Below are 14996 nucleotides of genomic sequence, written 5' to 3'. Positions count from 1 at the left end.
AAATTAGAAAATAAATTTGGCACAAGCATAGTTTGCAGCGACTAAAATGCAAATTTAAAATAATACTTGCTCTCATCAAATTTGCTGATATGGCGCATAGGGTTTTCTGAAATCAGATATTGTTCAATTTCAGGAAAAGGGCCAAAACCAGAAGCGACATTGACATGACCGACTGCGCCCAAATTGATCGGTTTGATTTTCCAGGCTTGGGCCAGTATGTGCGCATCTTCAAAACTTAACCAGGGATCATTTTCACTGATCAATAACGTGGTGGGCACCTGAAGCTTGAGCTGTTGAAAATAGGTGCTGTAGTCTGTCTGACTGTCGCGCGCAAAACCATTTTCCCCAAACCGTGCCGGATTGGCCGGGGCCACCAATACCAGATTTTTTACTTTTGCATTGAGTTCCGGATGTCGGGCAAGGGCCGCAATACTGGTCAGACAGCCAAAGCTGTGCGCGACAATCTGAACCTCTGCTGGAATGGCTTGCAGAGTTTTGACAAATTCTGCCACCCAGACATCCAGTACCGGATGATTCCAGTCCTTTTGCTGCACACGGGAGCATCGCATCAGCCGGTGCTGTAAGCAGGTTTGCCAGTGGTTGTATTCACTGCCACCTACACCAGGAACGATAAGCGTATGAATCATGTCGATGCTCCTATATCAATCAGCTTGGAAAATTATTTCGCGCTGTTGGCTTTAACGATCTGGTCAAATACACCACCATTTTCAAAGTGAGCCTTTTGTACTTTGTTCCAGCCGCCAAATTCCTGATCAACCGTCACCAGTTTTAATGGCTTAAATACTTGGCTGTATTTGGCCAGTACTTTGGCATTACGTGGACGATAATAATGTTTACCTGCCAGGTCTTGACCCAATGGCGAATACAGGAAGTTCAAATAACCTTGAGCCAAGTGCTGGTTGCCTTTTTTCTTGGCATTTTTTTCTACAATCGCCACCGGTGGCTCAGCCAGAATCGACAGAGAAGGGGTAATAATTTCAAACTTGCCCGGCTGTTCGCGAAGGGCTAAATGCGCTTCGTTTTCCCATGCGAGTAAAACATCCCCAATGCCACGTTCAGCAAAGGTCGTGGTTGAACCACGTGCCCCGGAATCCAGAACTTTGGTATTTTTATAAATTTTACGAACAAATTCTTGCGCAGTCTTATCGTTGCCGCCCGCCTGATGTTTGGCCCAAGCCCAAGCCGCCAGATAATTCCAGCGTGCACCGCCTGAAGTTTTCGGGTTTGGGGTAATGATTGCTATGCCCGGTTTGACCAGATCACCCCAGTCCTTAATCTCTTTCGGATTGCCTTTACGCACCAGGAACACGATGGTTGAAGTATAAGGCGTCGAGTTTTGCGGCAATTTCTTTTGCCAGTCCGCAGGTAACAGTTTAGCTTTTTCTGCCAGCACATCAATATCGGCCGCCAGTGCCAACGTGACTACATCAGCATCCAGACCATCAATCACGGCACGTGCCTGTTTGCCTGAACCGCCATGCGATTGCTTGAAATTGATTTTTTGACCGGTACGGCTTTCCCAATATTTGCCAAAATTCTTATTTACATCTTCATACAGTTCACGGGTCGGATCATAGGATACATTGAGAAAATCACGTGCTGCTGCACCAAATGAGGTTGCCGAGATAACAGCTGCTAAAACCCCAAGTTTTAATGTGTTTGAAATGCTCATCTGGACTGAATCTCTGATATGTTCTGTAACATAAGCGCAGAATAAACTTATTCTTTATGCATAAAAAATAATTAAAAATGAATTTTATATGAAAAAAAGAGATAAATAAGCTCTTAAGTGTTTGAAATAAGAATGGCCTTATGAATAAAGGCCATAATGAACTGCATTTAAAGTATTATTTTGCGTGATTGGCTTTGACAATCTGATCAAACACACCGCCATTGTCAAAATGCTGTTTCTGAACCTTGGTCCAGCCACCAAATTCTTTATCAATGGTGACCAGTTTTAAGGACTTGAATACGGTACTGTATTGCTTTAATACATTCGCATTACGTGGACGGTAAAAGTTTTTCGCCGCCACAGTCTGTCCAGCAGGTGAATAGAGGTAATTTAAATAGGCTTTGGCCAGATGTTCATTACCATCTTTCTTGGCATTTTTTTCTACGATTGCCACGGGTGGTTCAGCCAGAATAGACAGAGAAGGAGTAATGATTTCAAATTTTCCCGGCTGTTCGCGGACGGCCAAATGTGCCTCATTTTCCCAAGCCAGTAATACATCCCCAATCCCGCGTTCAGCGAAAGTCGTGGTAGCACCACGTGCACCCGAATCCAGTACTTTGGTTTGTTTGTAGATTTGACGGACAAAGTCTTGTGCTTTGGCATCATTGCCACCTTTCTGGTGTTTGGCCCACGCCCAGGCAGCCAGATAATTCCAGCGTGCACCACCTGAAGTTTTTGGGTTCGGGGTAATAATGTCTACGCCTGGTTTAACCAGATCTCCCCAGTCTTTGATTCCTTTTGGATTGCCTTTACGTACAAGAAAAACGATGGTTGAAGTATAGGGTGTCGAATTCTGCGGGAATTTCTTTTGCCAGTCTTTAGGCAGCAAACCACGTTCTGCAATTTCATCAATATCTGCTGCCAGTGCCAGTGTTACAACATCGGCATCCAGTCCGTCAATCACGGCACGTGCCTGTTTGCCTGAACCGCCATGTGACTGTTTATAGTTAATATCCTGACCGGTGGTTTTTTTCCAGTATGCGCTGAATTCCTTATTGAAATTGTCATATAATTCACGAGTCGGGTCATATGAAACGTTTAGGAAATCTTTTGCAGAGACACTAAAAGCGCTTGCTGATACCAGTGCTGCCAATACCCCAATTTTTAATTTACGAATGCTCATTTTTTCCTCAAGTTTTTTAGCTTTTGTTAGATGAGGCAAGAATAGCTTGAGTTTTTTTGCATAAAAAATAATTAAAAAAGAATTGGATGTGAGTAAAAGAGATATATAGGTGAAGCCTGAATATTACTGCTCAATTTATATTTTAGAGACCGTAAAAATATGCTGTATTTAAAAAATGCCCAACGTGTCAGTCATATAGAGGTGCTGGATCGTGGCTTTCATTATGGTGATGGTTGTTTTACTACGGCCCGGATTCGACATAACCGGATTGAATTGTATGATCGTCATTTGACACGTTTGCAAAACAGCAATCAGAGCTTAAGCCTGAATGCCAATCTCGATCTGATCACGGAAAGTTTACAGCTTCTCGGGGAATCAGAGGGTAAGCTGAACGGGACATTAAAGATTGTGCTCAGTCGTGGAGTGGGTCAGCGCGGTTATAGTTTGCCGGATCATCCCGCAGATCTCTGGCTGTTTTATTATCCTCAAGACATACAGGATTTTAAGTTTGAACAGATTCAAAGTGGCGTATTGCAGCAGGCAGTGGGATTGACTATGCCCAGTCTGGTTGGACTGAAAACCCTGAACCGCCTGGAGCAGGTTTTACTGAAACAGGAAGCAGATCAACGCGGCTGGCCTGAGGCCCTGGTGACAGATGTACAAGGTGGCATTGTCGAAGGGGTGAGCAGTAATTGTTTCATTCTTATAAAGAATACATGGATTACGCCAGAACTCCGTTATAATGGCGTCTTCGGTGTCATGCGTGCAGAAATTCTACAACGTATGCAAGATCAGGGTATTGTCTATGAGCAACGATATATCGGTATGGATGAAATTTCCCATATTCGGAGTCTGTTTTTCTGCAATGCACTCAGCCCGATGAAAATTGTCACACAATTTGAGCAGCGCGCCTTGGATGGCAATGCTTGTATTGAACTTTTTAACCGTCTTCGATTAAACCAGATGTCTTAATATGTCAGCTTCCAAACCTAAAGCCAAAAAGAAAAATAAAGCGAGATTCTCCTCATCTTTCAAAGGAATTGCCTTGGTCCTGATGGGGATTGCTTTGATCTTGGCGTTGATCCTGAAAAGCAGTTTGTGGAAGGATTATCCTGTAGAAGGAAAAAAACAGCTGCTCGCGATCGAATCTGGTCAAACCTATTCCGGTTTTATTGATCGTCTGGCCACAGAAGATCAGGTGAGTTTCCCGATCATTCTCAAGCTGTATCAGCGCATCATGATTCATGACACCATGAAAGCGGGCGTGTATGAAGTACGCCAAGGCATGAGCATCCGTCAGGTCTTGGAGATGATTTCCGATGCAGACAATGCCCAGATGAGCCGGATTCTGGTAATTGAAGGCACGACCTTTAAGCAACTGATTGATGCCCTGAAGAAAAATGATTTAGTCACCAAAGAAGTACTGCATCTGCCTACTGAGCAATTACTCAAAGAATTGAATATTCCGTTTTCACATCCTGAAGGGCTGTTTGCACCGGATACTTATTTCTTTGCCAAAGGTGAAACTGACCGTAAAATTCTGACCAATCTGTATCAGCGCCAGATGAAAGCACTGGATGAGGCGTGGGCGAAACGTGCAACTGATCTGCCGTATCAGAATAAATATGACGCGCTGATCATGGCCTCAATCATTGAAAAAGAGACCAGTGTAGATCGTGAATTGGAACAGGTTTCTGGGGTATTTGTACGCCGTTTAAAAATTGGCATGCGTTTACAGACCGATCCAACAGTGATTTATGGCATGGGTGACAGCTATAACGGCAATATTACTCGCAAGGATTTACGTACACCGACGCCGTATAACACCTATACCATTTCAGGTTTGCCGCCAACGCCAATTGCGTTGCCAAGCAAGAAAGCCATTGAAGCAGCCATGCATCCGGATAATTCTGACAACCTGTATTTTGTCGCTACCGGCAATGGTGGACATAAATTCACGAGCAATCTGAATGACCACAATAAAGCCGTACAAGAATATCTGACGATTTTACGCTCGAAAAATAAGGAATGAGTATGTTTATTAGCTTTGAAGGCACAGAAGGTGTAGGTAAAACCACGCTCATTCGTTCGATCTATGAAGATTTTATCGCCCAGGGCAAAGATGTTATTTTGACTCGCGAACCGGGGGGAACACCAATGGCCGAGCAGATTCGCTCGCTGTTGCTGGCTGTAAACCATGAAGAAGCCATGGCGCATGATACCGAGCTGTTATTGATGTATGCAGCGCGTGCCCAGCATCTGGCACAAGTGATTCTGCCTGCATTAGCAGCCGGGAAAATTGTCCTGTGTGACCGTTTTAGCGATGCCAGCTTTGCCTATCAATGTGCAGGTCGGGGTCTCAGTGAAACAAAGTTGCAATTACTCAATGACCACTTTGTCGCACGCATGCCGGACATTACTTTCTGGTTAGAAGCGCCTATTGAATTGGGGATGAACCGAGCACGTGAACGTGGTGCGCTGGATCGCTTTGAACAGGAAAAAGTCACTTTCTTTGAGAAAGTGAGAGCGGGATATGAAACTTTATGGCAACGTCATCCTGAACGGATCAAACGTCTGGATGCAACTCAAACGCCTGAGCAGGTATTTGAGCAGGCCTTAAGTTATTTAAAATAAGCTTGGAATTAAAATACTTTTTATTTAATTTTTCTCTAGGTTTATCTATGAAGAATCTTCTATATTAAGGCTGATATAGAAGATTTTTTTAATAAGATGAAAACGACCAAAACAGAGATAGAACAATTTTTACAACAAGAATTTCCACAAAGCCTGGAGAAGTGCCGAATTGAGGAGGTTTCGCCGCGTGGAGCCACTCTGCTTTATCAGGTGAGATCAGAGGAATTGCGTCCAGGCGGCACAGTTTCTGGCCCAACCATGATGACCTTGGCGGATTTTGCTCTTTATGTCGCCATTCTGGGTGAAATTGGATTGGTCGGTTTGGCTGTCACGACCAATCTGAATATCAACTTCTTACGTAAACCTTCTGGTGGAACGGATATACGGGGAGAATGTAAGCTGATCAAGGTCGGCAAGGCACTGATCGTGGGAGAAGTCTGGATTTATTCGATAGATCATGAAGAACCTGTGGCGCATGTGACCGGAACATATTCAATTCCACCACAACGTTAAATATTTGAAATTAGAAGACTGGCTATAAATAGCCTAAGCTGACTTTGAGCAAATAAAAATCTAAAAAGAAAAGGAGATATCATCCAAGGATGTTATCTCCATCGACTTTTAACAATTCACCAAAGGTGTTTCCACTTCAAAATTTGGTGGGACGAGGACTGTTTTGCGTAGTTCTGGTAGCAGCTCTGGATAATCCAGGGTGAAATGCAGACCGCGAGATTCTTTGCGGTGCATGGCACAGCGTACAATCATCTCGGACACCAGCACCAGATTACGTAACTCAATCAGATTTTTGCTGACCTGGTAATCCTGATAATACTCGGTAATTTCTTTTTTCAGCATTTCAATACGATGTAATGCACGTTCCAGACGCTTCGTCGTGCGTACGATTCCGACATAGTTCCACATGGTTTGACGCAGTTCATCCCAGTTTTGCAGAATCACCACATCCTCATCCGGGTTGGTCACCTGAGAATCATCCCAAGCTGGGACTGCAGGAGCTGGCTGATCGGCCTTGAAATTTTCCTGAATGTGCTTGGCTGCACTCATTCCATAGACAAAACATTCTAAAAGTGAGTTACTGGCCATACGGTTAGCACCATGCAGGCCAGTATAAGAGGTTTCCCCAATTGCATAGAGTCCAGCAATATCAGTCTGACTGTTTTCATCGACCACGACGCCACCGCAAGTGTAATGGGCTGCCGGAACGACTGGAATCATGTCTTTGGTAATATCGATCCCTAGTTCAAGCAAACGGGCATACAGAGTCGGGAAATGCTCTTTGACAAAGCTTTCATCTTTATGGGTAATGTCCAGCCAGACATGACGAATACCGAGACGCTTGATTTCATAGTCGATGGCACGTGCCACAATATCACGCGGTGCGAGTTCGGCGCGTTCGTCAAAACGCAGCATAAAGCGTTCACCATCAGGCAGGCGCAGATAAGCGCCTTCGCCACGCATTGCTTCAGTAATTAGGAAAGAACGTGCTTGTGGATGATAAAGGCAGGTCGGGTGAAACTGGTTAAATTCCATGTTGGCGACCCGGCAGCCGGCACGATAAGCCATGGCAATACCATCACCCGTGGCAATGTCGGGATTTGAGGTGTAAAGATAAGCTTTCATAGCACCGCCACAGGCAAGGGCGGTAAATGGAGCCAAGAAGGTATGCACTTTTTCAGTTGTTTCATCCAGGGCATATAAACCCAGCGCACGATTATCGCCGTCTAAACCGAGCTTTTGTGAACAGATCAGGTCAATCGCAATATAATTTTCAAAGATTTTAATATTCTGTTTTTCTTGGGCCCGTTGTACCAAGGTGGTGGAAATGGCACGACCAGTCGCATCGGCCGCATGAATAATTCGGCGCTGTGAATGACCACCTTCACGGGTGAGATGTAACTGTTCCTGTTCATCCAGAGTAAATTGCACGCCGTGTTTCAGCAGGAAATCAACTGAAGGTTTGCCACCTTCTACCGTCTGTTTAACCGCATCCATTTCACATAGCTGTGCGCCTGCAATCATCGTGTCATCAATATGCTGTTCAATTGAGTCCATTTCATCCAATACTGCGGCCACGCCGCCTTGAGCATAAAAGGTACTGGCATCTGTCAGGGTGGATTTCGCTAAGACTGCAATATTAAAATGATCTGGGAGCGATAAGGCTAAACTTAAACCAGCACCGCCACTGCCCACAATAATGACGTCAAATTGATGGGTAAGGGATAAATTAGACATGTCCATCAGCTAATTTTAAAAAAGTTTGGTAATAACAGCGCTTTTTTGTACAAAAGGCAAGCGTTGAAGTGCTCATTTATTGATGAAAAAAATTAATCAAAGCCTTAACTTAATGCTTTAATAATGAGATATTGCCCAGAATAAAGTATTGAAACATATTATTACTTAAACTTTACAGTGTTTGTGATAAAACCTATTTACATAAATTTATCAATAATTTGAGTGAATAATTTATATGAAAATTCTAGACTTAAAAAAAGGATTATTTGCAGCCACTCTCACCATGAGTGCTGCACAGTTGCAGGCTGTAACGCCGGTTGATTTTTCAAATCTGGTCGAGCAGGTCAGTCCTGCAGTGGTCAGTGTCAATGTCGTTAAAAAAATGAGCGAAGAAGAGCTCTTACAACAACAAGTGCCGGAAATTCTGCGCCGCTTTTTTGGCAATCAGGTGATTATTCCGCAGCAGCGTATGCCACAGGAAAAAACCGGTTATGGCAGTGCATTCTTTATCAGCAAGGATGGCTATCTGCTGACCAATCATCATGTGGTTGAAGATGCTTCCAAAGTCACCATTACCCTGAATGACCGTCGGGAAATTGATGCCACTGTTGTTGGGAGTGATGCACGAACTGACGTAGCTTTGCTTAAAGTTAATGGCTCGAATTTTCCAGAATTACGGACAGGGGATGTAGGACGCTTACGTGTTGGTGAGCCTGTACTCGCAATTGGTTCGCCATTTGGTTTTGATTATTCAGCTTCTGCCGGAATTGTCAGTGCCAAAATGCGTAATATGATGGGTGAAACTGCAGTACCTTTCATCCAGACAGATGTAGCATTGAACCCGGGTAACTCAGGTGGCCCTCTGTTTAACCAGCGTGGTGAAGTAGTCGGTGTCAACTCACGGATCTTTAGTGGAACCGGTGGGTATATGGGCTTATCCTTTTCGATTCCGATTGATGTCGCGATGGAAGTTGCAGATCAGCTGAAGAAAAATGGTAAAGTGACGCGTTCTTATCTGGGTGTAAGTTTGCAGGATATCGACCGTAACCTTGCTGAATCTTATAATCTGCCTAAGCCTGAAGGTTCCTTGGTGACTCAGGTTGCACCGAACTCACCGGCTGCACGTGCAGGCCTGCGTGCCAGTGATGTGATCTTAAAGTACAACGGTACCCCAATCTCACGTACCAGTGAACTGTTGAACTATTTGAACCGTACTGCACCTCAGCAGCAGGTACAACTTGAAATCTTGCGTGATGATAAACGTCGTAGTATTGCAGCGACTTTAAGTGCGGCACCAGATGATACCCCGGCAAAAGCAAGCACACACGCTCAACCAAACAAAGGGCCAGTGATCGGGGTTTCAATTCGTGACTTAAGTCCAGCAGAGTTAGCGAGTCTGGAAATCAAAGGCGGTGTGGTGATTCAGGATGTACGTCCGGGTGGTATTGCAGCACAGGCACGAATCATGCCGAATGATGTGATCACTCAAATTAATAACCAGACAGTACTGAATTCAAATCAGTTTGTGCAGGAGGTGTCTGAACTGAAAAAGGGTAGCATCGCGCGCGTGACCTTGATTCGTCAGGGGCAGCTTGCGGTGGTCGGGATGCGTATCTCATAAAATTGCTAGATTTTTGTGAAAGACCGCTTGTATAAGCGGTTTTTTATTTTTTGCAATTTACCCCAGCGATAAATTCGGTAGACTCTATAGCCTTAAAATCATGGAAAGGATAACAGCAAAGTGAGTGGTATTTTTGATCTTTCTTTAAAGGTACAAGCCAAACATATTGATGGTTTGGGTCATGTGAACAATGTGGTCTATGTGCAATGGATGCAGGATGTCGCATCAGCTCATATTGAAAAACTGGGCTTGGGACTCAAGCAATATGTGGAACTGAAACATGCCATGGTCGCAGTTGAACATCAGGTGCAATATCGCAAGGCAGCTTTTGAAGGAGACGAGATTATTCTGCGCACTTGGCTGAATGATATCAATGCCCTGTATTCCTTTAGACAATACGCATTTTATCGACCACAGGATCAGACCCTGTTGTTTAACGGCAGTACGCAATGGGCTTGTATCGAAATGGCCACGGGGCGTCCAAAACGTATGTCACCAACTTTTACTCAGGCTTATCAGCCACTTTCAGAGCATGTAAATCCTTTTGACTTTTCAACTTTACATCTGGATTAATGAGGCAACATTTTCCAGTTTGATCAGTACACTTTGATAATATTGAGGAAGAAGTGGAGCTGGGGAGCTATTTTCTAATCATGGTGATCCAGATTTCATCTGACTGAGGTGTACGCGACCTAGGGAATAAAGGAAAAAATATAATTCTTTTTCTAGATCACCATTCTGCTATAATCCTTCGCAATTTCTATTCGGCTTTTGTTATGTAATATTTTTAAATTACATAGCGTGTTTTTTCTCAAGGTAACCCATGGCGCAAGCTAAAAAATCTGTTGATATTAAAAACATTCGTAACTTCTCGATTATTGCGCACATTGACCACGGTAAATCGACCCTAGCGGATCGCTTTATTCAAACTTGTGGCGGCTTGCAAGATCGTGAAATGCAGGCTCAAGTCCTTGACTCAATGGAGCTTGAGCGCGAACGTGGGATTACCATTAAAGCCACTTCGGTAACCTTGTACTATACGCATCCCAACGGTCAAGAGTATCAGTTGAACTTTATTGATACACCGGGACACGTCGACTTCTCGTATGAAGTCTCACGCTCCCTTGCTGCCTGTGAAGGTGCCTTGCTGGTTGTAGATGCTGCGCAGGGCGTAGAAGCACAGTCTGTTGCTAACTGCTATACCGCAATTGAACAAGGTCTGGAAGTACTTCCGGTACTGAACAAGATCGACTTGCCGCAAGCTGAACCTGAACGTGTCATTCAGGAAATTGAAGACATTATCGGGATTGAAGCCACAGAAGCGCCGACCTGTTCTGCAAAAACAGGTTTAGGTATTGAAGGTGTGCTTGAAACACTGGTCAATGTAATTCCTGCACCTGAGGGTGATCGCGAAGCGCCATTACAAGCGCTGATTGTGGATTCATGGTTTGATAACTACCTTGGTGTAGTTTCTCTGGTTCGGGTCAAGCAGGGTCGAGTGCGTAAAGGCGACAAGATGTTGATCAAATCAACTGGTCAAACGCATATTATTACTTCTGTAGGTATCTTTAACCCGAAACATACTGAAACCGGTATGCTGGAAGCGGGTGAAGTTGGTTTTGTCATTGCCGGTATCAAAGATATTTTCGGTGCGCCAGTCGGTGATACGATTACCTTGGCAACCACACCTGAAGTGGCAACATTGCCGGGCTTTAAAAAGGTGAAACCACAGGTTTATGCTGGTCTATTCCCGATTGATGCCAGCGATTTTGAACCTTTCCGTGAAGCATTGCACAAGCTGCAAATCAATGACTCGGCTTTGTTCTTTGAACCTGAAAGTTCAGATGCGCTCGGTTTTGGTTTCCGCTGTGGTTTCTTGGGCATGCTGCACATGGAAATCGTACAGGAGCGTCTGGAACGCGAGTATGATCTTGACCTGATTTCTTCTGCGCCAACCGTAATTTATGAAGCGGTGATGAAGAATGGTCAGACGATTTATATCGACAGTCCATCCAAAATGCCGGATGGTTCAACGGTTGAAGATTTACGTGAACCGATTGCTGAGTGTCATATTCTGGTACCGCAAGAATACTTGGGTAACGTCATGACGTTATGTGTTGAGCGCCGTGGTGTGCAAAAAGACATGAAGTTTATGGCGAATCAGGTTTCCATTACCTTTGAGATTCCAATGGCCGAAGTGGTGATGGATTTCTTTGATAAATTGAAGTCTTGTTCGCGTGGTTTTGCATCACTCGACTATAACTTTGTCCGTTTTGAAAGCTCATCTTTAGTCAAAGTAGATGTCTTGATCAATGGGGAAAAAGTCGATGCTTTGGCGATGATCTGTCACCGTAATGATGCACGTCATCGTGGTATTGCACTGGTTGAAAAAATGAAAGACCTGATTCCACGTCAAATGTTTGATGTCGCGATTCAGGCGGCGATTGGTGCGCAAATCATTGCACGTTCGACTGTAAAAGCGATGCGTAAAAACGTATTGGCGAAGTGTTATGGTGGTGACGTGTCACGTAAGAAAAAACTTCTATCTAAACAGAAAGAAGGTAAGAAACGCATGAAACAGGTGGGTAGCGTAGAAATCCCGCAAGAAGCGTTCTTAGCTGTATTAAAAGTCGAACGCTAAAATAATAAGGATATAAGCCCATGGATTTTGATTTTAATTTAATTCTTGTTCCTGCGACCCTGTTTTTTGTCGCAGTGTGGTTGCTAGACAAGTTTGTTTTGAAGCAAAGACAAACCCGAGGCAAAGGCCATGAGAATTTCATTATCACCTGGGCTTATGACTTTTGGCCGGTACTGGCCATCGTGCTGGTACTGCGTTCGTTTTTATATGAACCTTTTAATATTCCATCCGATTCGATGGTGCCGACGCTGGAAACCGGCGATTTTATTCTGGTGAATAAATTTGACTATGGCATCAAACTGCCTATGGTCAATACCAAAATTATTGATACCGGCAGCCCGGAACGTGGTGATGTAGCGGTATTCCGTTATCCACCGCAACCGACCATCAGTTATATCAAGCGTATTGTCGGCTTGCCAGGCGATCATATTGTTTATGATCATGGCCAGTTGAGCATTAATGGTGAAAAAGTGGCGAAAGTTCCAGTAGAATTTAGCCGCGAAAAAGACCGTTTAGATACTCCAAATGCCATTTATCATAAAGAAACCTTGGGTGAGCATACCTTTACCATGCGTGAGCTGGAAGGCGTGAATGTCGCTCGTCAGGCACCTTTTATTAACTATTTGGAAAATGGTAAATATTCAGGTGAAAATGGTTTATATTGGGAAGTGAAAGTGCCAGAAGGTCATTACTTTGCGATGGGGGATAATCGCGATCAGAGTGCTGACAGTCGTTTCTGGGGGCTTGTTCCGGAAGAAAACTTAACAGGTCGTGCCTTCTATATCTGGATGCATAAAGAACCTGGCTTTAAATTGCCATCGTTTGGTCGAAACGGAACAATCGATTAATTGTTTCAATCAGGAAAATAAAAATGAGACATCAACAAGGTGCTTCTTATATTGGGGTTTTAATTGCAATCGTGGGCTTTGCATTTCTTGCAAAAGTGGCGATTGCAGTGTGGGGGCCATACTTCGATGATCGTATGGTAGATGGTGAGATTGAGGCGCTGTTAAAAAGCGCTCCAGCCAATATAACGCCAGAAACATTCCGTCAACAGATGAGTCAGCGTTTAGAAATGAATAATATTCGTGATCTGAAGTTTGACGAAATTGCCAAAGTTACCAATACCGATGGTTTACAGGTGCACAAGAATTATGAAATTCGTAAAAATTTCATAATGAATATCGATTTAGTGATGAAGTTTGAGAAAGAGTTTGATCAAAGCACAGTCAAAGCTAAATGATGAACGTCTTGCCAAACGGATCGGCTATCAGTTTAAACAGGCTGATTTGCTGAAACTGGCATTGACTCATCGTTCAGTCAGTCATAAACACAACTACGAGCGCCTGGAATTTCTGGGCGATTCTCTTTTAGGGATGATCATTGCGAATTATCTTTTTAATGCCTATCCAAGCGAAAATGAAGGCCGGTTGACGCGTATGCGTGCGACCTTGGTTCGTCAGGAAGCATTAGGAAAAATCGCCAATGATTTAAAACTGAGCCAGAATTTAATTCTCAGTACCGGTGAATTGAAATCTGGCGGTCATCATCGTGAGTCTATACTGGCAGATACGGTAGAAGCTATTATTGGTGCAATCTATGTCGACTGCGGTGATCTCACTGTGCTAGAACCGATTGTGTTAAAATGGTACGAGCCATATTTAGATCATATTGAGCCGACAGATCAGCTTAAAGATCCTAAATCTCGCTTACAAGAGTATTTACAAGCACGTAAGAAACCTCTCCCAGTTTACGAGGTTGTAGATATTCAAGGTGATGCACCCAATCAGCATTTTAAAGTGGAATGCCAGATTGCGGGATTGCCGACCATGCAAGGCGAAGGCGCGAGCCGGCGTTTTGCTGAACAAGCCGTTGCGGCGGATATTTTGAAACTTTTGGAGCATAAGTCTTAATGACTACTCATTCCGATCACATTGATGCTGATCACGAGTCGCAAAGCGACAGTCACGACCTTATTAGTCAATTTTTTAGTGCACAAGGCACCGAGATCCCATCGGATTATCGTAGTGGTTTTGTTGCCATTGTAGGTCGCCCGAATGTGGGTAAATCTACCTTAATGAACCATATTCTGGGTCAAAAACTTTCGATTACCTCACGTAAACCACAAACTACACGTCATAAAATCGTGGGGATTGATTCACGTGAAAAATCTCAGGCGGTATTTGTCGATACACCGGGGATGCATAAAAAAGAAGTCCGTGCCATCAATAAAATGATGAACCGTGCGGCACATTCGGCTTTACGCGATGTGAACCTGGTTTTATTCGTAGTGGATGCACAAAAGTGGACGCCAAATGATGACCTGGTTCTGGAAAAGCTGAAAAATGCTGAAATGCCAGTGATTCTGGTGATCAACAAGCTCGATACTTTTGAAAACAAGAACGAAGCTTTGCCGCTGATTCGTGAACGCGAAAAGCTGATGAACTTTGCGGAAATCGTACCGGTATCTGCGCTTCGTGGTGCCAATCTTGAACATTTACGTGACACGATTGCCAAGTATCTTCCGTTCCAGCCACCACTATACTCACTGGATCAACTGACCGATCGTTCAGAGCGTTTCCTGGCGTCTGAAATTATCCGTGAAAAGATCATGCGTCAGCTGGGTGAAGAGCTTCCATACGATTTGACCGTTCAGATCGAATCATTCAAAACTGAAGAGCCGGTCTTGAATGAAAAAACCGGTCGTATGAAAGCTGCCTGTACCTATATTGATGCCACGATTTTTGTCGATCATCCGAGCCAAAAAGCCATTGTGATTGGCGAGAAAGGTGTCAAACTGAAGAAAATCGGTATGGATGCGCGTCTCGACATGGAAAAAATGTTCGAACAGAAAATCATGTTAACCCTTTGGGTGAAAGTCAAAGGCGGCTGGTCTGATGATGAACGTGCATTAAAAAGCTTAGGTTATAGTGATATCTAAGCGATAAGAATATAAGCCCCCTCGAGGAATTCT

Annotated in this window: 15 protein-coding genes; 11 read left to right on the top strand and 4 right to left on the bottom strand. The window is 44.0% G+C overall.

The annotated features are described in order from the left end of the window. Window positions 1–41: 41 nt before the first annotated feature. The 3 genes from F995_RS04515 to F995_RS04505 all read right to left on the bottom strand — a co-directional run bounded on the left by F995_RS04515 (window position 42) and on the right by F995_RS04505 (window position 2876). A complete protein-coding gene (locus F995_RS04515) occupies window positions 42–647 on the bottom strand; it encodes an RBBP9/YdeN family alpha/beta hydrolase (RefSeq protein WP_004645632.1) in 606 nt (201 codons plus the stop codon). A gap of 32 nt (window positions 648–679) precedes the next feature. Then, window positions 680–1693 carry a sulfate ABC transporter substrate-binding protein gene (locus tag F995_RS04510; RefSeq protein ID WP_004645631.1) on the bottom strand — a complete coding sequence of 338 codons (1014 nt, stop codon included), beginning with the start codon at window positions 1691–1693 and terminating at the stop codon, window positions 680–682. Between the two features lie 175 nt (window positions 1694–1868). Further along, complete coding sequence (locus F995_RS04505; protein ID WP_004645630.1) at window positions 1869–2876, bottom strand: sulfate ABC transporter substrate-binding protein; 1008 nt, start codon at window positions 2874–2876, stop codon at window positions 1869–1871. Between the two features lie 159 nt (window positions 2877–3035). Here F995_RS04505 and pabC point away from each other — a divergent pair, with 159 nt between their 5' ends. The 4 genes from pabC to F995_RS04485 all read left to right on the top strand — a co-directional run bounded on the left by pabC (window position 3036) and on the right by F995_RS04485 (window position 6023). After that, a complete protein-coding gene (gene pabC / locus F995_RS04500) occupies window positions 3036–3848 on the top strand; it encodes an aminodeoxychorismate lyase (protein ID WP_004645629.1) in 813 nt (270 codons plus the stop codon). 1 nt (window position 3849) lies between these two features. Beyond that, window positions 3850–4908, top strand: a complete 1059-nt coding sequence (gene mltG, locus F995_RS04495) for an endolytic transglycosylase MltG (RefSeq protein ID WP_004645628.1) — start codon at window positions 3850–3852, stop codon at window positions 4906–4908. Between the two features lie 2 nt (window positions 4909–4910). Continuing rightward, on the top strand, window positions 4911–5510 hold the full coding sequence (tmk, locus tag F995_RS04490; protein WP_004645627.1) for a dTMP kinase: 600 nt from the start codon (window positions 4911–4913) through the stop codon (window positions 5508–5510). 96 nt (window positions 5511–5606) lie between these two features. After that, window positions 5607–6023 (top strand): PaaI family thioesterase, encoded by a 417-nt coding sequence (locus F995_RS04485; protein WP_004645626.1) that lies wholly within the window; start codon window positions 5607–5609, stop codon window positions 6021–6023. Between the two features lie 108 nt (window positions 6024–6131). Here the strand turns inward: F995_RS04485 and nadB are convergent, their stop codons facing one another. Beyond that, window positions 6132–7766, bottom strand: coding sequence for an L-aspartate oxidase (gene nadB, locus F995_RS04480; RefSeq protein WP_162131574.1), 1635 nt, complete (start codon window positions 7764–7766; stop codon window positions 6132–6134). Between the two features lie 229 nt (window positions 7767–7995). Between nadB and F995_RS04475 the strand changes: the two genes are divergently transcribed. From F995_RS04475 to era, 7 genes are all read left to right on the top strand, one after another. Then, the gene (locus F995_RS04475) at window positions 7996–9381 is read left to right on the top strand and encodes a Do family serine endopeptidase (protein WP_004645624.1); all 1386 of its coding nucleotides are present in this window, start codon (window positions 7996–7998) and stop codon (window positions 9379–9381) included. Window positions 9382–9501: 120 nt separating this feature from the next. Beyond that, complete coding sequence (locus tag F995_RS04470) at window positions 9502–9954, top strand: acyl-CoA thioesterase (protein ID WP_004645622.1); 453 nt, start codon at window positions 9502–9504, stop codon at window positions 9952–9954. A gap of 250 nt (window positions 9955–10204) precedes the next feature. Further along, complete coding sequence (gene lepA / locus F995_RS04465) at window positions 10205–12022, top strand: translation elongation factor 4 (RefSeq protein WP_004279065.1); 1818 nt, start codon at window positions 10205–10207, stop codon at window positions 12020–12022. Between the two features lie 20 nt (window positions 12023–12042). Next, window positions 12043–12870, top strand: a complete 828-nt coding sequence (gene lepB, locus F995_RS04460) for a signal peptidase I (RefSeq protein ID WP_004279064.1) — start codon at window positions 12043–12045, stop codon at window positions 12868–12870. Window positions 12871–12893: 23 nt separating this feature from the next. After that, window positions 12894–13265 (top strand): DUF4845 domain-containing protein, encoded by a 372-nt coding sequence (locus F995_RS04455; protein WP_004645621.1) that lies wholly within the window; start codon window positions 12894–12896, stop codon window positions 13263–13265. Beyond that, entirely contained in the window at window positions 13237–13935 is a 699-nt protein-coding gene (gene rnc / locus F995_RS04450) for a ribonuclease III (protein WP_004279062.1), read from the top strand. The genes F995_RS04455 and rnc overlap by 29 nt, the downstream gene beginning before the upstream one ends. After that, window positions 13935–14963, top strand: a complete 1029-nt coding sequence (gene era, locus F995_RS04445; RefSeq protein ID WP_004645620.1) for a GTPase Era — start codon at window positions 13935–13937, stop codon at window positions 14961–14963. Before rnc ends, era begins: the two co-directional genes overlap by 1 nt. Window positions 14964–14996: the final 33 nt, after the last annotated feature.

Origin of the sequence: Acinetobacter sp. CIP A162 (assembly GCF_000367905.1) — a bacterium.
GTDB lineage: Bacteria > Pseudomonadota > Gammaproteobacteria > Pseudomonadales > Moraxellaceae > Acinetobacter > Acinetobacter lwoffii.
The sequence above is the reverse complement of the archived record's forward strand: the minus strand, read 5'-3'. Positions and strand labels throughout refer to the sequence as shown.

Bases quoted from the DNA above. Each gene is read 5' to 3' on its own strand.
- lepB (WP_004279064.1), top strand. From the start codon at position 12,043: ATGGATTTTGATTTTAATTTAATTCTTGTTCCTGCGACCCTGTTTTTT.
- F995_RS04475 (WP_004645624.1), top strand. From the start codon at position 7,996: ATGAAAATTCTAGACTTAAAAAAAGGATTATTTGCAGCCACTCTCACC.
- F995_RS04510 (WP_004645631.1), bottom strand. From the start codon at position 1,693: ATGAGCATTTCAAACACATTAAAACTTGGGGTTTTAGCAGCTGTTATC.
- F995_RS04505 (WP_004645630.1), bottom strand. From the start codon at position 2,876: ATGAGCATTCGTAAATTAAAAATTGGGGTATTGGCAGCACTGGTATCA.
- F995_RS04515 (WP_004645632.1), bottom strand. From the start codon at position 647: ATGATTCATACGCTTATCGTTCCTGGTGTAGGTGGCAGTGAATACAAC.
- pabC (WP_004645629.1), top strand. From the start codon at position 3,036: ATGCTGTATTTAAAAAATGCCCAACGTGTCAGTCATATAGAGGTGCTG.
- F995_RS04485 (WP_004645626.1), top strand. From the start codon at position 5,607: ATGAAAACGACCAAAACAGAGATAGAACAATTTTTACAACAAGAATTT.
- nadB (WP_162131574.1), bottom strand. From the start codon at position 7,766: ATGGACATGTCTAATTTATCCCTTACCCATCAATTTGACGTCATTATT.
- mltG (WP_004645628.1), top strand. From the start codon at position 3,850: ATGTCAGCTTCCAAACCTAAAGCCAAAAAGAAAAATAAAGCGAGATTC.
- era (WP_004645620.1), top strand. From the start codon at position 13,935: ATGACTACTCATTCCGATCACATTGATGCTGATCACGAGTCGCAAAGC.
- tmk (WP_004645627.1), top strand. From the start codon at position 4,911: ATGTTTATTAGCTTTGAAGGCACAGAAGGTGTAGGTAAAACCACGCTC.
- lepA (WP_004279065.1), top strand. From the start codon at position 10,205: ATGGCGCAAGCTAAAAAATCTGTTGATATTAAAAACATTCGTAACTTC.
- F995_RS04455 (WP_004645621.1), top strand. From the start codon at position 12,894: ATGAGACATCAACAAGGTGCTTCTTATATTGGGGTTTTAATTGCAATC.